Raw genomic sequence first — 20116 nt, 5'->3', positions numbered from 1 at the left:
GAGACGAAAAATTACCGACTGGCTGCCGGAACCAGGACCCAGAGCACTTCCACGGTTTCATCGGTGGGATTGATCCACGTGTGTGGTTCCCGGCCGGGGAAGGAAAGGGTGTCCCCTTCCTCAAGGTCATATTCCTCATTGGTGAGGATGAGCTTGATACGTCCCTTGACCACATGGAGGACGTCAACATCGCAGTCCACGGCGTAGAGCTCATTCTCACCACGGCCATGCGGTTCGATGGTTGCCTGCAGGATCTGCAGCCGGCGCTCCGATCGCGCGGTGAGAAGCCGTTCAACGATGCCCTGGCCACCCAGGGAAATGCGGGGACCATCATCCCGCCGCGTCAGGTGGGTTTCCGGCGCCGCGAACAAATCGCCAACCGACACTGAAAGCACCTGGCACAGGGTAACCAGTGAGGCGACCGACGGCGAGGTGAGGTCCCGCTCCACGCGGCTCAGGAAGCCTTTGGTCAGGCCGGTGGCATCCGCCACTTGCTCAATGGTCAGCCGCTGGGCCTGCCGCGCGGCGCGGATGCGGGAACCGATGGCAACGGGGACGTTGCTCGGTTCAACGGGGAGAGCCTTCATTCACGAACCTTTCAGGCCTGCCATGCGGCCCTGTCATTGGAGCAATAGTAGCCGGATCATCTTCCGCGCAGCGCGGTTCCGGCGTAACCATAACCAAAGGACCTTGACTGTTACTCCAGTCACAACATATCCTCATAGGCAACAAGTGTTGTCTGTGAGGCACACAACACGAGCCAATCTCCCGTCATCACGCACAGAGCTTCCGGCCAGCCCAACACAGCGCCGGAAATCCCAACCTCTGTGCATCAGCTCCAAGGAGCCACTCATGGACTCTTCGTTCATAAACATCGCCATCGTGGTGGTGTACTTGCTGGCCATGCTGGCCTTCGGTTGGTGGGGCAAGTCCCGCACCAAGAACAACAGCGATTTCCTGGTGGCCGGCCGCCGCCTGGGTCCCTTCCTGTACACAGGCACCATGGCCGCCGTGGTCCTTGGCGGCGCATCCACCGTGGGCGGCGTTGGCCTGGGCTACAAGTTCGGTATCTCCGGCATGTGGCTGGTGGTGGCCATCGGTTCAGGCGTGCTGCTGCTCAGCCTCCTGTTCGCCGGCACCATCCAGAAGCTCAAGATCTACACCGTCTCCCAGATGCTGACCCTTCGCTACGGCAGCAGGGCGACGCAGACCTCCGGCATTGTCATGCTGGCCTACACCCTGATGCTGTGCGCCACGTCCACCGGCGCCTACGCCACCATCTTCGTGGTGCTGTTCGGATGGGAGCGCTGGCTGGCCATCGCCATCGGCGGTGCGATCGTGCTGGTGTACTCCACCATCGGCGGCATGTGGTCCATCACCCTGGCCGACCAGGTCCAGTTCGTCATCAAGACGGTGGGCATCTTCTTCCTGATGCTTCCGTTCGCCATGAACGCTGCCGGCGGCCTGGACGGCATCCGTGCACGCGTTGATGAAAGCTTCTTCGACATCGGCGGAATCGGCCTCCAGACGATCATCACGTACTTTGTGGTCTACACGCTCGGGCTCCTGATCGGCCAGGACATCTGGCAGCGCGTCTTCACGGCCAAGACGCCCAAGGTAGCCCGCTGGGGCGGCGCAACCGCAGGCGTGTACTGCATCCTCTACGGCCTGGCCGGCGCCCTGATCGGCATGGCTGCAAGCGTTGCGTTGTCCGGTATCGAGATCGAAGCCAAGGACGACGTCTACGCCGAAGTCGCCACCAACCTGCTCCCGATCGGCATCGGCGGCCTGGTCCTCGCCGCAGCCGTCGCAGCCATGATGTCCACCGCCTCCGGCGCACTCATCGCAGCGGCAACCGTGGCCCGCGCCGACGTTCTCCCGTTCGTGGCCGGCTGGTTCGGCAAGACCGTCAACACCGACGACTCCGACAACCCTGAGCACGACGTCAAGGCCAACCGCTACTGGGTCCTGGGACTCGGCATCCTGGCCATCATCATCGCCATCTCCACCAAGGACGTCGTGGCGGCACTGACCATTGCGTACGACATCCTGGTGGGCGGCCTCCTGGTCGCGATCATCGGTGGCCTGGTGTGGAAGCGTGGCACGGGAATTGCCGCCGCTGCGTCCATGGCCGTGGGCTCCGTGGTCACCCTGGGCACCATGATCATCCTTGAGATCAACGCCAAGGCTCCCCTGGACGGCATTTACGCGAACGAGCCCATCTACTACGGCCTGCTCGCCTCTGCGATCGTCTACGTGGCTGTTTCACTGTTCAGCAAGCCCACCGACCCTGCGGTCATGAGGGCCTGGACGGACCGTGTTGCCGGTACCCGCGTGGCCGAGGATGAGCTGAGCTCACCGGCCAAGTAGCTGCAGCTTCTGCCAGCAACGTCCGACGGCGGCGCTTCCCTTTGCGGGGAGCGCCGCCTTGTTGTTTTCCCGGGCCAGGGGACCGAATCCGGCAAACCTCTCGTTGCCCGGGTGCTGTGGGTGGGCAGTGTCAGGCAGCCAGCACCTTGGCGAGGTTCTTGAGGTTGCGGCGGAGGGACAGACCCAGGAACCATTCCACCAGCGGCCCAGGCAGTTTGCCCATCAGGCCCTCCATGGGTGTATTGAGCCGCAGTTGCTCGGTAACGCGGGTCCCGCCGCCAACGGATTCCAGGGTGAACGTCGCCGTCAAATCCCGCTCACCTTCGATCGAGCGGGACACCATGCGGCGGGGTGGATCGAATTCCGTATATTCAACCATCCAGTCAAACTGCCGCCCCATGATCCTGGTGGTTCCCCGGCCCCGGGTTCCCAGCCCTGGCGGAGCATCGCCGAGCGGCCCGGACGAAATGACAAAAGCATCATAGGTGGAGAGTTTTCGAACCGTGCCAGGAAGTCGAAGACCTCCTGCTGGGGCCGGGGAATATCCACGCTTTTCTCTATCGAGGGCATTGGGCCTCCTGGTGCTGGCTGATGCTTCCTTGAACAGTGTGTTCCTGCGGACGGGACCGGAACAAGAAGGCCCATGCGGTAGGGTGGTGCCAGCTTCAAGAGAGGTGGCGCCAAGCTCCGACTGGCCACACACCAACCCCATGTTCACGGGTGGTTCGGATGAGGAAGCGGCCCGTTCCGGACCAGAGACAACCGAGCGGGCAAGAGCACTCCCCAGGAGATCCATCCTTGCCGTTCCAAGCCCACCCCCTGAGCGAAACAAACACCCCTGCCCTCCCCCAACGTCCCGGCGTGCCGGTGGTTCCCGGCGTGGACGTTGTCAGGGGAACCGTGACGCTGTTCCTGGACGGCCGCTTGCAGCGGTTCCTCTGCGCGGACGCTCACAGGATGGAACGCGCCCTGGGCCAAGCGGTCCGTCCCACGCGATGGTGCAGCGCGATGCGGACGCTGACGGTGACCGTTGCCGCCGTCGGACAACCTCGGGGGCGCGAGCGGCACTTCCTGCTGAGCGACATGCAGGACTAGAGTTCGTCGTCGTCCTCGCGGAAGTCGTCCGCGTCGTCGATCGGGACCACCCGCTCGTCGTCGTCGGGAGCGTCCACTTCCTCAACCCACGGTTCGTCCACTTCCTGGTCCTCGCCGTAATCGTAGGCAGGATCCGACTCGATGGTTGCCCGTTCGGGGTGGCTTGCGTGCGGTTCGGTGCTGTTCATGCTCCAACCTCCGTGTGGTGGGCCGGCAAGCAGCCCTTCGGCCGAATGCGGGGAGTCCCCCGCCCCTGTCCTTCCATCTGAGCACCGGCCCCGGCGAACGGTCAAGACACCCGACCGGCACGTCGGAACGCAGGTGGAGCGGGGCTCCGAATTAAGGTCCGCCGAACATTCCGGTTGAGGAATACCGGCCAAAAAACCGCGGAAATAAGCGGTACAGTGGGCGGTGCAATGGGGCCGAAACCACCCCACCCAGCACAGGAGATAACGTGCAGAAGCACCATGAATCCCATGATCCGTTGAGCCCCGCTCCGGGTCCCGCCCCTGAAACGGCCCCGGCAGCGGAATCAGCTCCGGCAGCGGAAACGCCGCCACCGCCGTCCGCCTCCGACATCAAGCGCTGGCGCCAGTACCTGGCCGACGAACGGGCCGAAGCCGCGGTGTACCGGGAACTCGCGCAGCGGCGTGAGGGCGAAGAACGCCAGATCCTGCTGGCCCTGGCCGAAGCCGAGGGCCGCCACGAGGCCCACTGGCTCAAACTCCTCGGCGAACACGCCGGAATGCCCAAGGCAGCATCCGGCCGGAGCCGCTTCCTGGGCTTCCTCGCCCGCAACTTCGGATCGGTCTTTGTCCTTGCGCTCGCGCAGCGGGCCGAAGGCAGGTCGCCGTACGGTGCCGAGCCGGCCGCCACGCCCGCCATGGTGGCCGACGAGCAGATCCACGAGGAAGTTGTCCGCGGCCTGGCAACCCGGGGGCGGAACAGGTTGTCGGGCACCTTCCGGGCAGCCGTGTTCGGTGCCAACGACGGCCTGGTGAGCAACCTTTCGCTGGTCATGGGCATGGCGGCCACCGGCGTTCCCAGTTCCGTGGTGCTGATGAGCGGCGTGGCCGGCCTTCTCGCCGGAGCGCTGTCCATGGGTGCCGGCGAGTACGTATCCGTCCGGTCCCAGCGGGAGCTGCTCAGCGCCACCCTCCCCACCCAGGCGACGCTGACCGCGGCACCGTCACTGGACATCGAGCACAACGAACTCGTGCTGGTCTACCTGGCCCGCGGCATGACGCGTGAGGCAGCCGAACACCGCGCCGCCGAACGCCTGGGCCTGTTCAGCTGCGACTGCGACCCCAGCCTGTCCCTGCAGCCGGAAAAGCCGCCCACCGACGACCACGAAACCGTAGGGTCTGCTTGGGGAGCGGCACTGTCCAGCTTCTGTTTCTTCGCCTCCGGAGCCATCGTCCCCATCATCCCCTTCATCTTCGGCATGACGGGCGTGGCCGCGCTGGCAGTAGCCGGTGCGCTGGTGGGCATCGCACTGTTGGCGACGGGCGCCGTCGTGGGCTTGCTGTCCGGAACATCGCCGCTCAGCCGGGGTCTGCGGCAGCTGGCCATCGGCCTGGGGGCAGCGGCCGCCACCTACGGGTTGGGGCTGGCTTTCGGCGCCGCGATCGTTTAGGACGGGCCTTTCCTGGGCACATGTGAATGGACGCCATAGAGCAGGTGCCCGTAATGTTGGTTCGTCCTCCGCGCGGCCCGCGTGACCGGGGCGCAAGGAATGGAGAGCCGTGGAGCCGGAAAGTGAGACGCCGCGCGCGCCGAAACACCGGCGTGCGCTGACCACGTTGAAGGTTGTCCGCGGCCTGCTGATGGCCGCCGTGGCCGCTGTCGTGGCAGTCCTGGTGAGCGGATTTCTCCACGGCGACCCGCGCATCACGGGCCTCTTCCCGGGCGTTGCGCTGCCTGACACCCCGCAGATCGGGCAGGTGGTTCCATCGCCGGCACGGGCATTGGATGCGCCACCGCCGGGACTCGAAGAGGCAGATGCGCCACTGGCCTCGCCACTTCCTCCGGGCGCGCCCAGTGACTCGTACAAGTTCCTGGCCACTAACGACGACGGCACACCGGTGGGGTACTCACCGTGCCGTCCCCTGCACTACGTGGTGAATGACGCCGGCGCCCCCGCCGGAACCGGGCAACTGCTGGCGACCGCGATCGCCAACGTGTCCGAAGCCTCCGGCATCCAGTTCGTCAACGACGGAACCACCGACGAACCACCCGCTGACAAGCGTGAGCCCTACCAGCCGGACAGGTACGGCGACAGGTGGGCTCCACTGCTGATCTCGTGGACCACCCCGGCTGAAGCTCCGGCACTGGCCGGGAACGTGATCGGCACCGGCGGAAGCACCATGTACTCCCTGAACAATGGCGCCAAAAGCTACATCACCGGCAGCCTGGAACTGGACACCCCGCAAGTGGCCGAGCTGCTGGCAGAAGAAGGCGGCTCGGACTACGTGCTCGCCGTCATGCAGCATGAACTGGGGCATGTGATGGGCCTTGACCACGTGGAGGACCCCATCCAGCTCATGTACCCGGAGATCGGCGCCCCCGACGGGCTGGCCGACGGGGACCTCAACGGGCTGCACCTTTTGGCTTCCGCACCGTGCCGCAAGGACATTTAGCCGCGACGGCCCATGGACGCGTCGCCGGAGCGGCTCTATGCTTGCGGGAAGCGGCCGACGGCGGCGCCCCCACCGTCCGCCCGGACCGCAGCGTCAGGGGGTTCAATGGAACCTTATGGGTCGCCGCAGTGGCCGGACCCCTATCCCCCTCCGCCCGGCCGGCCACCTGACCCGCCGGGCAGGCCGCCGATCAGGCACACCAGCATCGCAGCCATTGTGTTCCTGCTGGCCGTGCTGGCGTTGGTCTGCGCCGGCGCATACTTCAGCGGCGGACTGCAGCAGTTCTGGAATGGCTCCTCTTCCCAGAGCCAAGGAGTTCGTCCGGGACTCCTGCCGTTCGGCCAACGCCAGGAGCCACCACCAGGCCTGGAGGAAGCCGATGCACCCCTGGGGACACCGGGACCCGTGCAACGCGCCAGCACCTCCTACAAATTCCTGGCCGTCAAGGAGGACGGCACTCCCCTGGCCTACTCCCCCTGCCGGCCCATCCATTACGTGGTGAACTCCGGAGCGGCACCGGCGAGCTGGCAACCATTGGTGGAAGAAGCCGTGCGGCAGGCCAGCCTGGCGTCGGGCCTCCAATTCATTTACGACGGCCCGACCTCCGAGACACCCACCACCAACAGGGACGGCTATCAGCCTGAAGTGTACGGGGACCGCTGGGCACCGGTCCTGATTGCATGGACCACCCCCGAACAGGTGCCCCGCCTCACCGGCCAAACCGTGGGGCTGGGCGGGAGCTCCTCGATTGGCCTGAGCAACGGCTACCAGGCGTACGTGACGGGCACGGTTTCCCTGGATGCGCCGCAATTCTCGGAGATCATGGACTCGCCACACGGAAAGGACATCGGGGTGGCGGTGATCATGCACGAGCTGGGGCACCTGCTGGGACTGGACCACATCGACGACCCCCGCCAGCTCATGTACGACGAAGCGTCTTGGGTGCGTGACTACGCCTCCGGCGACCGGACGGGACTGGCGAAGCTCGGGTCCGGGCCCTGCAGCAAGGACTTCTGAGCCGCCTCAGCGCTGGACCACGGCGAGCGCTTCCTCCACGGTGTCCACCAGGAAGATCCTGTCCGCCATGGGTCTACCGGCCGCGAGGCTCTGCAGCATGGGCCACGCCGGGTATGTGTGTTCCCAGTGCCGGCGGCCAACCAGGACCATGGGAGTGATGGTTTCCGGGGCGGCATAGTAGTTCTCGCAGGCATCCTGGAAGATCTCCTGGACTGTGCCTGCAGCGCCGGGCAGGAAGACAATGCCGCCATTGCACAGTTCCAGCAGGATGGCTTCGCGGATGGCATTGGCGAAGTACTTGGCGATGTGGGTGGCAAACAGGTTGGGCGGCTCATGGCCGTAGAACCATGTGGGGATGCCCAGCGTCGGGGTTCCGCCCGGATAGCGTTCGACGACGGCCGCTGCTTGCCGCGCCCAAGCCGTCACCGAGGGCCTGAACCCGGGAACAGCGGCGAGCGCTTGCAGCGCAACGTCAGTGCCGTCGTCGGGCAGTCCGCTCAGGTACGCCCCCATGTTGGCCGCTTCCATGGCGCCCGGACCTCCTCCGGTGGCGACGGTGAAGCCGGCACGTGCCAACAGCCGGCCCAGGCGTGCGGCTTGGGCGTACTCCTGGCTGCCGCGTTGGGCTGCGTGGCCGCCCATGACTCCCACCAGTGGTTTACCGGCGAGCTCACCGTCGGCGCGGAGTTCGTCCAGGGCGTCGCCGATCGCATGGTCGTGGAGTGCCGCGGCGAGGGTCGCTTCGAGGCTGGTGCGCTGGCCGGGCAGGATGCTCCACTGGTACACCCGGGCGTCGGGGGTGGATTCGTACTCCGTGGCGGCGATGTCCTGGTACAGCTCGGCGGCGGTGTAGAGACTGCCGCGGTAGGGATTGAAGGGGACCCCGTGCAGCTTTGGGAAAATGAGCGCACCACGGCTCCGCAGGCTGGCTTCCACGCCGTCGTCGAAGGTACAGCCCAGGAAGATGGCTCCTTGGGCGTCGAGTCGGCGCAGTTCCTGGGAGCGGCCGCGCAGGTCCAGCGACTGGGCGTGCCAGCCCCGCATGGTCACGGCTCCGGTGTGCAGGAGCCGGTCGAAGTGGGCCACGCTCTCGATGTCCAGGGTGCGGGGACTTGGGTTCAAAGCGCCGGAGGGGTTCATGCCCAACAGCGTAACGGCGCCCTTTGATGACGGACGTGTTTGCCTGGGCGCGGCCGGTCGGGTACTCATGGAGCATGACCCCTGCAGATGGGACCGGCGCACGGCCCAGGATCGGTGTCCCGGTCCGTTTGAGCGATCCGCACACTGCTGATGCCCGGGTAGGCGAAGCGAATGGGCTGTTCACGTACATCATCGATCTCCTCCGTGAGGCCGGCGGGGAGCCGGTGCTGTTGGAGGACGCTGCCGACGTCCGTGCTGACCTCGCGACGCTCGACGGCGTGCTGTTGCCCGGTGGCGGCGACCTTGACCCGCGCCTCTACGGCCAGGAACCGGTGGAGGCGGTGTACGACGTCAATCCCGACCAGGACCGCCTGGATCTGGAGGCCGCCCGTGCAGCCATCGACGCCGGCCTGCCGCTGTTCGGCATCTGCCGTGGCCACCAATTGCTGAACGTCCTCTATGGGGGCACCTTGGTCCAGGACATGGACCCTTCCGGGGTGTTTCACAACGGACTGGCCGGGCAGGGAGGGCTGGCCGGGCAGGACGCCGCACCCGCCGGGGAGTACGCCGGACTGGCCGGGCAGGACGCCGAAGGCAGCCTGTGGGCGTGGCATGAGGTAGTCCTTGCGGCCGGTTCGCGGGCGGCAGCCCTGTACGGCTCGGAGGGCGAAACCACCATCAGGATCGCCTCCGGCCATCACCAGGCTGTAGCCACCGTGGGCGAGGGACTCACAGTTACGGCAATCGCCGACGACGGCACGGTGGAAGCGCTGGAAGACCCCTCGCGGTGGGTAGCCTCGGTGCAGTGGCACCCGGAAGCCTCGCAGCTTCCGGAAGGCGAGCGCCTTGCGCCGTTCAGGGCCTTCGTCAATGTCTGCCGGAGCCCTATCAATCAGCTTCCCGGAGGAGTATAGTAGCGCTCACTGGTCCGGTGCCCGCAAGGCAGCGGACGGTAAAACTTCATTCGCATGGCGTCCTGGGGGCGTCGTAAAGTTTGCCGGCTGGGGGGCCCAACATCTGCTCAAAGGAGCATGGTTGTGGACCGTCCAAAACACTTTCGCCGTCCGAGTCATCCGAAATCCCCGTTCAAAAAGTTCCGTTCCGCCACCCGCCGGCTGCTGGGCTTGCTGCTTGCACCAGCCGTAGCCACGGGTGGCTTTGTTCTTTCCACCGCCGCCCCGGCCACTGCTGCGGTTCCGCCGTGCGCAGGGACGGGCGGGGCCATGCAGATCGTCGCGCACACGGACGACGACCTGTTGTTCCTTAGTCCCGACTTCATGCGGGACATCCAGGCAAAGCGGTGTGTCCAGACCGTATTCACCACCGCCGGCGAGGCCGGCGAAGGCGCAGCGTACTGGCGAAGCCTGGAAGCGGGCATCCGGGCAAGCTACTCCAAAATGGCCGGAGTGGCGGACTCTTGGACCACGTCCGATGCCGGGGTCCCCAACCGTCCCCTGACCATGCAGACCCTGAACGGGGCACCCAACATCTCCGTGGTGTTCATGCGCCTCCCGGACGGCTTTCCCAATGGTGACGGCAGTGCGGCGTACAACGACCAAAGCATCCTCAAGCTCTGGGACGGCCGGTTGTCCTCCATCCGGCCCGTGGACAACGCCGCCACGTTCACCAAGTCGCAGTTCCAAACAGCACTGAACCGCCTGGTGGCCAACTTCCAACCCACCACATTCCGCACCCAGGACTGGACCGGGAACTTCACCAGCCCCTACGACCACAGTGACCACTGGGCCACCGCCAAGTTCGCCCAACTGGCCACCCGCAGCTACACGGGACCGCACACGTCCATGGCCTACGATGCCTACGTCATTGACGAGTACCCGCAGAACGTCACCGGAGCCGAGCTGACCAACAAGGTGGACACATTTGTCCGGTTCGCCGACTTCGATATGTACCTGTGCAGCAGCCCCGGGGAAGGTTGCCCCGATTCGCCCTACAACGAGTGGTTGAAGCGGCAGTACATCACGGCCATCGAATGGGTGGGCAACGCAGCCAAGTCGGCCGGCACCACTGTCACCGCGTCCACTCAGAAAGCAACAGGCCAAAGCCCTGAAAAGGCCAGGGACGGCTACTTCTGGGGTGCGCCCATGGACGCCAACCGGGAATGGGTCACCGCCGCAGAAAAAACCGGCAGCTGGATCCAGTACAACTTCTCACCCACCCGGACCATCAACGCCGTCACGCTTTCCGACCGTCCGCTCCTGAGCGACCAGGTCACAGCCGGCAACCTGCAGTTCTCCGACGGAAGTACCGTCCCGGTGCCTGCGCTGCCCAACAACGGTTCCGGCCTGACCATCAACTTCCCCGCCAAGACCGTGAGTTCGGTTCGGTTCAACATCACCGGTGTCAGCTCCACCACCACCAACGCCGGCCTGGCGGAGTTTGAGGCATACCTGGGAGCGGACACGGTTGCTCCCGTGGTTACTGCCGATCCCCCGGGTGGAACGTACGCCGCCGGCCAGACCATCGCCCTCAAAGCCAATGAAACGGCCACGATCTACTACACCACCAACGGCACCACTCCCACGACGGCCAGCACCAGGTACACCGCTCCGTTGACCCTCAGCGGGCCACTGACGCTCAAGTACTTTGCCGTGGACGGTGCCAACAACTCCTCCGCGGTGGTGACACAGACCTACTCCACCGGGCCCGATGTCACCAAACCTGTTGTCACGGCAAACCCGGCCAGCGGAGCCTACGCGGCCGGTACCACCATCGCACTGAGCGCCAATGAACCGGCCGAGATACGGTACACCACCGACGGCACCGATCCTTTGACAGCAGGCCTGCTGTACTCGGCTCCCATCACCTTCAACGGACCCGGTCCGATGACGCTCAAATACTTCGCCAAGGACACCGCAGGAAACAGCTCGGACGTCGCGACACAGACGTACACGATTCCTCCGGACACCACCGCACCGGTGGTAACGGCCAACCCCACAGGAAGGGCACTGGCCAGCGGAGCAACCATCACCTTGACCGCCAACGAGGCAGCAGCCATCTACTACACCACCGATGGCAGCACACCCACCGCCACGGAATCGGCCACCAACATCAAGTACGCCACTCCAATCGTGATGGGCAGCTCCACGCTGACCCTCAAGTACATCGGCGTGGACACCGCGGGCAATGCCTCGGCAGTGGGAACCCAGACCTACACCGTTCCCGCAGCCGGACCGCCGTCGGCCCATGACTTCACCGGTGACGGCCGTGCGGACGTCCTCGCAGCCGATACGGCAGGAAACCTGTACATCTACCCGGGCAACGGCACCGGCGGCCTGTCCGCCAGGACCCTCGCCCTCCCCGCCCCCGCGTGGTCCTCCATCACGGACACCATCACGCCGGGCGACTTCAACAGGGACGGCAAGAACGACCTTTTGGCAAGGGCGGGAGACATTCTGTACTTCTACCCCGGCAACGGTGCTGGCAGTTTCGGCGCCCGCACACAGGTCAGCATCGGCTGGAGCACCATGACGCAGCTGTTCTCCCCCGGCGATTTCAGCGGCGACGGCATCCCCGATTTCATCGGCCGCCGCAGCAACGGTGAACTGCGCCTTTACGAGGGCAACGGCACCGGAGGGCAGCGTACTCCCTACACCGTCGGTTGGGGCTGGGGCGTCATGAACTCCATCTTCAGTACCGGCGATTTCAACGGCGACGGGAAGGGCGACGTACTGGCGCGGCGTGCCGATACAGGAGCATTATGGCTATATCCGGGTAACGGTTCCGCCGGCTGGTTGCAATGGACACAGATCGGGACAGGCTGGGGAACCCGGACTGCACTGGCAGGACCACGCGACCTTGACGGCGACGGCAGGAACGACGTCCTGGGGCGGATCGGAGACACCTTGTACCTGTATCCCGGGTCAGGCAGCGGAACGCTCAGCAACGTCCCGCCCATCAGCCTCGGCACCGGCTGGCAAAACATGAAAGTGATTGCCTGACCAGGTGCCCCCGAGACCTGGCGCGGGTCGGAGTTTTCCCCCAGACTCATCCGGCCCGCGTCAGCCATGCCCGATCCTCTCTCACTTGCCTGAAGAAGGCCGGCGGTACGTGGGAGAGCGTCAGGGGGCTACTCTCACGGGAACGCCGGTTTCCAGTGATTCCTGGGCGGCGTCAGCCACCTTGGACGCGGCGACAGCGTCCTCGGGAGTGCACGGATTCTTCCGCTCTCCGAGGATCACTTCCACAAAGGCGGCCATTTCCGAACGGTACGCCTGGTCGAAGCGCTCGGCGAACGTCTTGTGCGGGGTCCCGGCAGGGAAGGCAATTCCGGGCTCCGCCGACCTAAGGGCCAACTGCTGATCCATCCCCACCAGGACGGAACCCTCCGATCCCTGCAGTTCCAACCGGACATCATGGCCGGCCCCGTTGTAGCGGCTGGCCGAGACCGTACCTACCGTGCCGTCGTCGAGCGTCACCACCGCCAGGGCGGTATCGACGTCGCCCACCTCGCCGATGGCCGGATCGCCGTTGTTGGACCCCTTGGCGTAGACCTCCACGATTTCCTTCCCCGTGAGCCAGCGCAGGATGTCGAAGTCGTGAACCGAACAGTCCCGGAAAAGTCCGCCGGAGGTGGCGAGGAACTCCACAGGCGGCGGTGTCATGTCGCAGGTGACAGCCCTGAGTGAATGGATCCAGCCGAGTTCGCCGGCATCGTAGGCGCGCTTGGCTTCAAGGTAGCCCGCGTCGAAGCGGCGCTGGTGGCCGATCTGGACAGTACCGCCCTTCTCCCGGATGTACTCAACCACCGGCAGGGACTCGGCCACGTTGACAGCAACGGGCTTCTCGCAGAACACCGGAATGCCCGCGTCCACGCCCGCCCTGATCAGGTCCGGGTGGGTTGCCGTCCCGGTTGCAATGACCAATCCATCGATGCCGGAGGCGATCAACTCCGGCACGGACGGAAGGAAATCCGCGCCGAATTCCCCGGCCACCGATCGGGCATGCTCCTCGGCAACATCCGTGAGCTTGAGCCGAAGATGGACTCCGTCCGGGTTGAGGATCCCGTTCAATGCGGTGATGTTCCTGGCGTGCATCACGCCGATCCTTCCCACCCCCACCAGCCCGAGCGTCACTTGCCTGGTCATATGTCATGGTCCTTTTCGTTGTATGGCCTGTTTATAAGAAATGGGCGGTTTCGCAACGCCACCCCGTGCCGGATGTCACCTTCGTCAGGCAGGGACGTTCAGTGACGCTTCCAATGCTGCATCGGCATCCCGCAGAACCTTCGCGGCTACTTCAAGGCCCTCGATCCGGCCGAGGGAAACGTCCTCGTGCTCGATGTTGACCAGCATGTCCGGGTCAACCTCGTACAGCGCGCGGAGGAATTCGGTCCAGTAGGCGGTGTCGTGTCCACGGCCCAGGGCAACAAAGTCCCACGCAGAATTCTTTGGCCATTCGTTCGCCCACTCGTCTCCGCCCAGGTTGGTGCGGTTCTCCTCTGGTGACAGCCGGCGGAAGCTGTTGTCCAGCACACCGTAGAGCGCGGCATTCTCTGTGTTGATGCGGACGTCCTTCGCGGCAGCCTGGAAGACCAGGGAACCCAGTTCGCGGACCACCGCTACAGGGTCCATTTGCTGCCAGAACAGGTGTGAAGCATCCAGTTCCACGCCAACGTGCGTGGCGCCCGTGAGCTCAATCAGTTTGTACACGTCCGCGGTGTTGAACACGATGTTCTGCGGGTGGAGCTCCAAAGCGACCTTCACGTCGTGGTCGGCGGCGAGCCGGTCTGTTTCCTTCCAGAACTCCGCCGCGACGCCCCATTGGTACTCCAGGACATCAAGGGCTGCCGAGTTCCACGCGTTCACCACCCAGTTGACGGTGGTTGCTCCGGGCTCGCCGCCGGGCAGGCCGGACATGGTGACCACGCGGTTCTGGCCCAGGCGGTGGGCCAGTCGAATGGAGCGGCGGATGTCCTCGGCGTGCTGTTCGCCGATTTCGCGCCGTGGGTGCAGCGGGTTGCCGTTGCAGTTCAGGCCGGCAATCGAGACGCCGGTGCCCTCGAAAAGGCCCAAGTAATCATCCCGGGCGGCATCCGAGACCAGGATGTCGTCCATGGTGGGCACATGCACGGCCGGGAGGAACCCGCCGGTGTTGATCTCAATCCCTGTCAGGCCCAAATCCGCAATAACCTTCAAAGCCTCGGGCAGGGACCGGTCATGCAGGATCGCGTTGTAGACGCCGAGTTTCATAGCGTGATCTTCTTTCCGTTGTTCAAAGCTGATTCAGTGACGGCACCGAGGAGTTCCATGTTGCGGACGCCCTCGTCGAACGTGGCGCAGCGGGGCAACGACTCTGCTTCGGACAGTCCGGCGACCTCTTCCAGGAACGCCCGGGCCTGGTAGCCGAAAGCATCGTTCTGGCCGAAACCGACCTCTGGGGCATCCATGGCGAGGCCGCCTGCAATGTAGGGGTGCCCCGGGCCTAGGATGACTTGCCGGTAGCCGTTCTGCAGGCCGGAGTCGTCGTTGAGGAAGAGCTGGATTTCATTGGGGCGGCGCTGGTCGAACTTGGCGCCACCGTTTTCGCAGAACACCTCGAACTGGAGGCTGTTGGCGTGGCCGGCAGCAACACGGGACACTTCGAAACTTCCGGCGCCATTGGCGAACTCTGCATTGAAGGCCGCATAGTCGTCGTTCTCCACCGCTTCGAAAGTGTCACTGACGGCAACGTGGTCGTGACCCATGACGGCACTCAGGGGCAGCGGGCGCTTGTCGATCGAGGTGGCCAACCGGCCACCGCTGATGGACTTGATGTCGCCGCACAGGAACTCGGAAACGTACGTCAGGTGGCTCCCGACGTCGGCCAGCGCACCGGAGCCGGGTCCGCCCTTGTAGCGCCAACTCATGGGAGCGGAAGGGCTGAAACCGTAGTCGGTCCAGTACCGGCCACTGAAGTGCAGCACGTTTCCGAGGACGCCGTTGTGAATGAGTTCACGGATGTAGGCGATGCCGGGAGTGCGGCGGAACGTGAAGCCGATCCGGGCCAGGTTTCCGCGGGACTCGGCGGCACGGGCAGCACCGGCCATGGCACGGGCGTCCTCCAGGGTGTCGCTGAGGGGCTTCTCGCAGAGCACGTGCTTTCCGGCAGCGAGCAGGCCTTCCACCACTTCGCGGTGCAGCGAGTTGGCGATTACCACGCTGACAACGTCAATGTCGTCGGCCTCGGCAATGGCCTGCCACGAGGTGTCGTTGCGCTCGTACCCAAACCGGCGGGCAGCGAGGGAACCGAACTCCGCATTCACATCGCCAATGGAAACCAGCCGGATCTGTGGCAGCACAGGGCTGTAAAGGGCAGATGCTGTGCGATAAGCGGCAGCATGGGCCTTGCCGGCCATGCCTGCACCGATGACGGCGACGCCGAGGCTTTCAGCCATTGATTTCTCCTTCGAAATTTCACCGACACATGGGGCTCTGTGCGGATTTTGTAGCGCTACAATTTTGACGCTGAACTCGATCGTAACCATGTCCATATGTCCTGTCAATCCTTCGCCGACTATCCTCGAAGCAGACATGAAAGGCACCGAACATTCCGTGAACAGTCCCCAGACCCGACGCCCCACCCTCTACGACGTCGCCACCCAGGCCGGCGTCTCGCCGTCGTTGGTTTCGCTCTTCCTTAAGAACCCCGAAAGGGTCAGCGCGAAACGCCGGGACGCTGTCCAAAACGCCATCAGCGAACTCGGCTACCGGCCCAGCCGCGCCGCGACTACCTTGGCCAGCACCCGCACCAAGAGCATCGGATTGGTGATCGACGACTACCGGAACCTGTGGTTCGTTGACCTCCTCCGCGGCATGGAATCCGTCCTCTCCGAGCGCGGCTACCAAGTCACGCTCGCCGATTCCCGGCCTGGCGAGAACCGCATCAAGGAGGCCACCGACGGCCTGCTCGCCATGCACGTGGACGCACTGGTCATCGCAGCAGAATCAAGCGAAGCGATGCTGGAGCGCACCTGGGTGCCCACGGTCGTGGTCGGCTGGCGTAACGGCCTCCCCGAGGGCGCCGACTTGATCACCAACGACGACGACGCCGGTGGAAGCATGGCAACCAACCACTTGCTGCAGTTGGGACATCGGCGGATCGGGCACCTGTCAGGGCACGACGGCGCGTCCCGGCACCGGCGGTCGGGTTACCAGCGGGCCATGGAGACTTCCGGCCTCGAAGTACTGACAGGCCAGGCCGAGGGAACTTCCGAGGAGGACGGATACCAATCGGCAAGCTGGCTCCTGGACCACTATCCGGACATCACAGCGATCTTCGCCGCCAACGACACCATGGCACTGGGGGCCTTCGCCGCCCTCAAAGCCCGGGGACTGTCCGTTCCAACAGATGTCTCCGTGATCGGCTACGACAACTCCCCCTTGGCCAAGTTCCGCTACCTCGACCTGACATCCATCGACAACCGAAGCGACCTGGTGGGCGCCGATGCAGCGAACAGGCTCCTTGCCCGGCTCGAAGAACCTTCTCTTCAACTGGAACAGAAGTTGATCGAACCACTGCTGGTCCTGCGGAGCACAACAGCAAACCCACGTTAAAAGACGACTCTGCCCGGAGCCACGCAAGGCACCGGGCAGAGTTGACCGAGGAAGGCCTAGTGGCGCTTCGTGGTGTTCTCCGGTGCGGCGTCAGCCACCCCGGCCACTTCTGCCTTCACTTCCTCAAGGGCCTCGTTGTGGCCGCCGAGTTGCTCGAGCTCATGGGCCAGTTCAGCCAGTTCCGCGCCGCCGGCCATCTGGGCGGTGAGCTCTTCCAGGGTGATGTCCTTCTTCTCGTAGTAGCCGATCGACTTACCGCGCTTTAGCAGCAGGAACCGGTCACCGACAGGGAAAGCATGGTGCGGGTTGTGGGTGATGAAGATGACGCCGAGGCCGCGGTCGCGGGCCTGCAGGATGTAGCGGAGGACGACGCCGGACTGCTTGACTCCCAGCGCGGCCGTCGGTTCGTCGAGGATCAGGACCTTGGCGCCGAAGTACACGGCGCGGGCGATTGCCACACACTGGCGTTCCCCGCCGGAGAGCTGCCCGATGGGCTGTTCAACGTCGCGCAGGTCAATGCCCATGTCTGCCAGTTCCTTCTTGGTGATGTCCTTCATCTTCTGGACATCCATGCGCCTGAACCGTCCCACGCCGGTGGTCAGCTCGGAGCCGAGGAAGAAGTTCCGCCAAATCGGCATGAGCGAGACGACGGCGAGGTCCTGGTACACAGCCGCGATGCCGGCGTCGAGGGCCTCACGCGGTGAGCCGAGCTTGCGGTCCTCGCCCATGATCTTGAATGAACCTTCATCGTGCTGGTGCAGGCCGGCGATGATCTTGATCAGGGTGGACTTGCCGGCGCCGTTGTCGCCCAGGACACACGTGACGCGGCCGTTGTCCACAGCCATGGTCACGTCCCGCAGTGCGATGATGTTGCCGTAATGCTTGCCCACGGATTCGAGGGAAAGCAGGTGCACGGGCGTGTGGGTCAAGGGGTCCTTCTCGTCTTTCAGCAGTGTTCGCTGGTCGATCTGTTGTGCATTCATTGGTCCGGCCCCTTACTTCAGCTCTGCCCGGCGTTTGACGATGAGGTTGACGATGGTGGCCAGCAGCAGCATCAAGCCCAGGAAGAACTTGAACCAGTCCGGATTCCATTGTGCGTAGACGATGCCCTTGTTGGCCATGCCGAAGATGAAGGCACCGATCGCGCCGCCAACGGCGGAGCCGTAGCCACCGGTCAACAGGCAGCCACCGATCACCGCCGCAATGATGTAAAGGAACTCGTTGCCCACGCCTTCACCGGACTGGACGGCGTCGAAGGCGAACAGGTTGTGCATGCCCAGGACCCATCCGCAGAAGCCCACGGCCATGAACAGTCCGATCTTGGTCTTGGTCACCGGGACGCCAACGGCGCGGGCTGCGTTGGCGTCGCCACCAACGGCGAAGATCCAGTTGCCGATACGGGTTCGCAGCAGGACCCAGGAAGCGATCAGGACCAGGACGATCCAGAAGAACACCGTGATCTTCACTTCCACGCCGCCGATGCTGATCGAGGAGGCAAACACGGCACGGGCGGAGTCGAAACCGTCCAGCTTGGAAATCGACGGCGAGGAAACGGACCCGCCTATGAGTCGGGTCAGTGCCAGGTTCAGGCCGGTCAGCATGAGGAACGTGGCCAGGGTGACGATGAAGCTGGGCAGCTTGGTCTTGACAAGGATCCAGCCGTTGATGAACCCGATGCCCAAGGAGACCACCAGGGCCAGGAGGACGCCAACCCACGCATTCATGGAGAAGTACCAGCTGAACAACGAGGCCGTGAGTGCGGAGGAAATCACCGCGACACCGGTGGAGAGGTCGAACTCGCCACCGATCATCAGCAGCGACACGCCCACTGCCATGATTCCGATGGTGGAAGAACCGTAAAGCACCGTAGCCAGTGCGTTTGGCTGGGTGAACGTCTGGGAGACCGAGGCGAAAAAGATGAAGAGGACAACGGCTCCAACGAGCGCACCGACCTCGGGGCGGGCGAGGAACTTCTGGAACGGGTTGCGGCGCCCTACCCGTTCATCACCGGACGCGGAGGCCGGCGCCGGGGGCAGGGTTGCTGTGTTTGCCATGGGGATGACTCCTTGTTGATCTGGCTGCGCTGATGGTCAGGCTGCGCGGCGTGCTCCGCCGCGCAGCCTGAAGCCTGATCTAGCGCACGCCCTGCTGGGCGAACTTGAGGACATCGGAAGCGTTGGACTTGTCAACAATGGTGGGACCGGTCAGCACAGGCTGGCCCCCACCGATCTTGAAGCCCCCTCGCTTGGCCTGCCACAAGGCGTCGACCGACATGTAACCCTGGAGCCACGGTTGCTGGTCCACCGTAAAGATCACGGCACCGTCCACGATCTTCTGGGCCAGTTCTGCGTTGAGGTCGAAGCTGGCCACCTTGGCCGCGCTGCCGGCGTCGGACACCGATTTCAGGAGGGTCAGGGTGATGGGCGCCCCGAGGCCGATAATGACGTCAGCGTCCTTGGACGCCTGGAGCTTGGCGGTGGCGGTGGACTGGACAGCGGTCATGTCCTTGCCATCCACATAGAGAATCTCGGTGGCGGGAACCTTGGCCTTAACGCCCGCGCAACGTGCTTCCAAGCCGACGTGGCCCTGCTGCTGGATAACGCAGACCGGGTGCTTGTATCCCTCGGCGGCAAGGCGGGTGCCTACGGCTTCACCGGCCAACTGTTCGTTGGAGCCGAAGTGGGTGAAGGCACCGAGCTTGGCGGACTCGGACTCACCAGCGTTGAGGCTGACAACCGGGATGCCGGCGTCGGTTGCCTTCTTGAGGACGTCCTTCAGGGCGTCGGGGGTAGCAACCGTAACCGCGATGCCGTCAACCTTCTGGTCGATGGCCTGCTGCACCAGCTGCGCCTGGCGCCCTGCTTCGGGATCGCTCGTGTAAAGCAGTTCGACATTGTCCTTGGCGGATGCTTCCTCAGCACCCTTGCGCACGATGTCCCAGAAGGTGTCGCCGGCTGCGGCGTGCGTAATCAGGGCCACCTTGATGCGATCCGTGGATGCCACCTGGCCTCCGGCAGCACCACCGCCGGAATCGGACGGCCTGCCGCCCTGGCTCGAACAAGCGCTCAGTGCTACCAGGGGAACCACTGCTGCGGCGAGGGCCGCTTTGCGCCACGAGAATTTTGCCACCGTTATCTCCTTTGATGTCAGCTTGAGGGCGTCCATAAGACTCGTATCCGGATCACCCACTACTCAGATCATGGTGACTCGCCTCACACTTTGTCAATACTTTGTCCTGACATTAGGATGTTTTTACTTATCACCTCGAGTAGATGGGTTTACGACGGCGGCCGAAGGTCACCA

18 protein-coding genes and 1 riboswitch are annotated in these 20116 nt (G+C 64.4%); of the genes, 8 read left to right on the top strand and 10 right to left on the bottom strand.

Translation table 11 applies throughout. The features are described 5' to 3' along the window. Positions 1–11: 11 nt before the first annotated feature. Positions 12–587, bottom strand: coding sequence for a helix-turn-helix domain-containing protein (locus tag ACPFL9_RS05355; protein ID WP_426006238.1), 576 nt, complete (start codon positions 585–587; stop codon positions 12–14). A 265-nt stretch (positions 588–852) separates the two neighbouring features. On the opposite strand from ACPFL9_RS05355, the gene ACPFL9_RS05350 reads away from it, so the two are divergent. Beyond that, the gene (locus tag ACPFL9_RS05350; RefSeq protein WP_426006237.1) at positions 853–2370 is read left to right on the top strand and encodes a sodium:solute symporter; all 1518 of its coding nucleotides are present in this window, start codon (positions 853–855) and stop codon (positions 2368–2370) included. A 130-nt stretch (positions 2371–2500) separates the two neighbouring features. Here ACPFL9_RS05350 and ACPFL9_RS05345 read toward each other — a convergent pair whose 3' ends face one another. After that, positions 2501–3073, bottom strand: a complete 573-nt coding sequence (locus tag ACPFL9_RS05345; protein WP_426006236.1) for an SRPBCC family protein — start codon at positions 3071–3073, stop codon at positions 2501–2503. Beyond that, a riboswitch (SAM riboswitch) is annotated at positions 3034–3153 on the top strand. It overlaps the preceding gene by 40 nt. Positions 3154–3168: 15 nt before the next feature. On the opposite strand from ACPFL9_RS05345, the gene ACPFL9_RS05340 reads away from it, so the two are divergent. Then, positions 3169–3465, top strand: coding sequence for a hypothetical protein (locus ACPFL9_RS05340; protein WP_426006235.1), 297 nt, complete (start codon positions 3169–3171; stop codon positions 3463–3465). Here the strand turns inward: ACPFL9_RS05340 and ACPFL9_RS05335 are convergent. Next, complete coding sequence (locus ACPFL9_RS05335) at positions 3462–3653, bottom strand: hypothetical protein (RefSeq protein ID WP_426006234.1); 192 nt, start codon at positions 3651–3653, stop codon at positions 3462–3464. The genes ACPFL9_RS05340 and ACPFL9_RS05335 overlap by 4 nt on opposite strands. A 266-nt stretch (positions 3654–3919) precedes the next feature. Here ACPFL9_RS05335 and ACPFL9_RS05330 point away from each other — a divergent pair, with 266 nt between their 5' ends. From ACPFL9_RS05330 to ACPFL9_RS05320, 3 genes are all read left to right on the top strand, one after another. Continuing rightward, complete coding sequence (locus tag ACPFL9_RS05330) at positions 3920–5101, top strand: VIT1/CCC1 transporter family protein (RefSeq protein WP_426006233.1); 1182 nt, start codon at positions 3920–3922, stop codon at positions 5099–5101. A gap of 109 nt (positions 5102–5210) precedes the next feature. Next, the gene (locus tag ACPFL9_RS05325) at positions 5211–6104 is read left to right on the top strand and encodes a matrixin family metalloprotease (protein ID WP_426006232.1); all 894 of its coding nucleotides are present in this window, start codon (positions 5211–5213) and stop codon (positions 6102–6104) included. A 105-nt stretch (positions 6105–6209) separates the two neighbouring features. Then, a complete protein-coding gene (locus ACPFL9_RS05320) occupies positions 6210–7121 on the top strand; it encodes a matrixin family metalloprotease (protein WP_426006231.1) in 912 nt (303 codons plus the stop codon). Positions 7122–7127: 6 nt separating this feature from the next. Here the strand turns inward: ACPFL9_RS05320 and ACPFL9_RS05315 are convergent, their stop codons facing one another. Beyond that, positions 7128–8261: an LOG family protein gene (locus ACPFL9_RS05315; RefSeq protein ID WP_426006230.1), complete on the bottom strand. Its 1134-nt coding sequence runs from the start codon at positions 8259–8261 to the stop codon at positions 7128–7130. 74 nt (positions 8262–8335) lie between these two features. Here ACPFL9_RS05315 and ACPFL9_RS05310 point away from each other — a divergent pair, with 74 nt between their 5' ends. Together ACPFL9_RS05310 and ACPFL9_RS05305 are read left to right on the top strand one after the other, a co-directional pair. Next, positions 8336–9175, top strand: coding sequence for a gamma-glutamyl-gamma-aminobutyrate hydrolase family protein (locus ACPFL9_RS05310; RefSeq protein ID WP_426006229.1), 840 nt, complete (start codon positions 8336–8338; stop codon positions 9173–9175). A gap of 210 nt (positions 9176–9385) precedes the next feature. Beyond that, positions 9386–12220: a chitobiase/beta-hexosaminidase C-terminal domain-containing protein gene (locus tag ACPFL9_RS05305; protein WP_426006228.1), complete on the top strand. Its 2835-nt coding sequence runs from the start codon at positions 9386–9388 to the stop codon at positions 12218–12220. Positions 12221–12340: 120 nt separating this feature from the next. Here the strand turns inward: ACPFL9_RS05305 and ACPFL9_RS05300 are convergent, their stop codons facing one another. From ACPFL9_RS05300 to ACPFL9_RS05290, 3 genes are all read right to left on the bottom strand, one after another. Beyond that, positions 12341–13366, bottom strand: coding sequence for a Gfo/Idh/MocA family oxidoreductase (locus ACPFL9_RS05300; RefSeq protein ID WP_426006227.1), 1026 nt, complete (start codon positions 13364–13366; stop codon positions 12341–12343). 84 nt (positions 13367–13450) lie between these two features. Further along, complete coding sequence (locus ACPFL9_RS05295) at positions 13451–14470, bottom strand: sugar phosphate isomerase/epimerase family protein (protein ID WP_426006226.1); 1020 nt, start codon at positions 14468–14470, stop codon at positions 13451–13453. Then, the gene (locus ACPFL9_RS05290; RefSeq protein WP_426006225.1) at positions 14467–15654 is read right to left on the bottom strand and encodes a Gfo/Idh/MocA family protein; all 1188 of its coding nucleotides are present in this window, start codon (positions 15652–15654) and stop codon (positions 14467–14469) included. Before ACPFL9_RS05290 ends, ACPFL9_RS05295 begins: the two co-directional genes overlap by 4 nt. Before the next feature lie 136 nt (positions 15655–15790). Here ACPFL9_RS05290 and ACPFL9_RS05285 point away from each other — a divergent pair, with 136 nt between their 5' ends. Then, positions 15791–16813, top strand: coding sequence for a LacI family DNA-binding transcriptional regulator (locus ACPFL9_RS05285; protein WP_426006224.1), 1023 nt, complete (start codon positions 15791–15793; stop codon positions 16811–16813). A 56-nt stretch (positions 16814–16869) separates the two neighbouring features. Here the strand turns inward: ACPFL9_RS05285 and ACPFL9_RS05280 are convergent, their stop codons facing one another. The 3 genes from ACPFL9_RS05280 to ACPFL9_RS05270 all read right to left on the bottom strand — a co-directional run bounded on the left by ACPFL9_RS05280 (position 16870) and on the right by ACPFL9_RS05270 (position 19942). Continuing rightward, entirely contained in the window at positions 16870–17796 is a 927-nt protein-coding gene (locus ACPFL9_RS05280; RefSeq protein ID WP_426006223.1) for an ATP-binding cassette domain-containing protein, read from the bottom strand. Between the two features lie 12 nt (positions 17797–17808). Continuing rightward, positions 17809–18867 carry an ABC transporter permease gene (locus tag ACPFL9_RS05275; protein WP_426006222.1) on the bottom strand — a complete coding sequence of 353 codons (1059 nt, stop codon included), beginning with the start codon at positions 18865–18867 and terminating at the stop codon, positions 17809–17811. A gap of 79 nt (positions 18868–18946) precedes the next feature. Next, entirely contained in the window at positions 18947–19942 is a 996-nt protein-coding gene (locus ACPFL9_RS05270; RefSeq protein WP_426006221.1) for a substrate-binding domain-containing protein, read from the bottom strand. Positions 19943–20116 lie beyond the last annotated feature (174 nt).

Origin of the sequence: Paenarthrobacter sp. NyZ202, from assembly GCF_049860755.1 — a bacterium.
GTDB lineage: Bacteria > Actinomycetota > Actinomycetes > Actinomycetales > Micrococcaceae > Arthrobacter.
The sequence above is the reverse complement of the archived record's forward strand: the minus strand, read 5'-3'. Positions and strand labels throughout refer to the sequence as shown.

Coding starts and splice junctions, on each gene's coding strand:
- ACPFL9_RS05275 (WP_426006222.1), bottom strand. CDS start 18,867: ATGGCAAACACAGCAACCCTGCCCCCGGCGCCGGCCTCCGCGTCCGGT.
- ACPFL9_RS05315 (WP_426006230.1), bottom strand. CDS start 8,261: ATGAACCCCTCCGGCGCTTTGAACCCAAGTCCCCGCACCCTGGACATC.
- ACPFL9_RS05295 (WP_426006226.1), bottom strand. CDS start 14,470: ATGAAACTCGGCGTCTACAACGCGATCCTGCATGACCGGTCCCTGCCC.
- ACPFL9_RS05290 (WP_426006225.1), bottom strand. CDS start 15,654: ATGGCTGAAAGCCTCGGCGTCGCCGTCATCGGTGCAGGCATGGCCGGC.
- ACPFL9_RS05280 (WP_426006223.1), bottom strand. CDS start 17,796: ATGAATGCACAACAGATCGACCAGCGAACACTGCTGAAAGACGAGAAG.
- ACPFL9_RS05300 (WP_426006227.1), bottom strand. CDS start 13,366: ATGACCAGGCAAGTGACGCTCGGGCTGGTGGGGGTGGGAAGGATCGGC.
- ACPFL9_RS05285 (WP_426006224.1), top strand. CDS start 15,791: ATGAAAGGCACCGAACATTCCGTGAACAGTCCCCAGACCCGACGCCCC.
- ACPFL9_RS05320 (WP_426006231.1), top strand. CDS start 6,210: ATGGAACCTTATGGGTCGCCGCAGTGGCCGGACCCCTATCCCCCTCCG.
- ACPFL9_RS05350 (WP_426006237.1), top strand. CDS start 853: ATGGACTCTTCGTTCATAAACATCGCCATCGTGGTGGTGTACTTGCTG.
- ACPFL9_RS05335 (WP_426006234.1), bottom strand. CDS start 3,653: ATGAACAGCACCGAACCGCACGCAAGCCACCCCGAACGGGCAACCATC.
- ACPFL9_RS05355 (WP_426006238.1), bottom strand. CDS start 587: ATGAAGGCTCTCCCCGTTGAACCGAGCAACGTCCCCGTTGCCATCGGT.
- ACPFL9_RS05310 (WP_426006229.1), top strand. CDS start 8,336: ATGACCCCTGCAGATGGGACCGGCGCACGGCCCAGGATCGGTGTCCCG.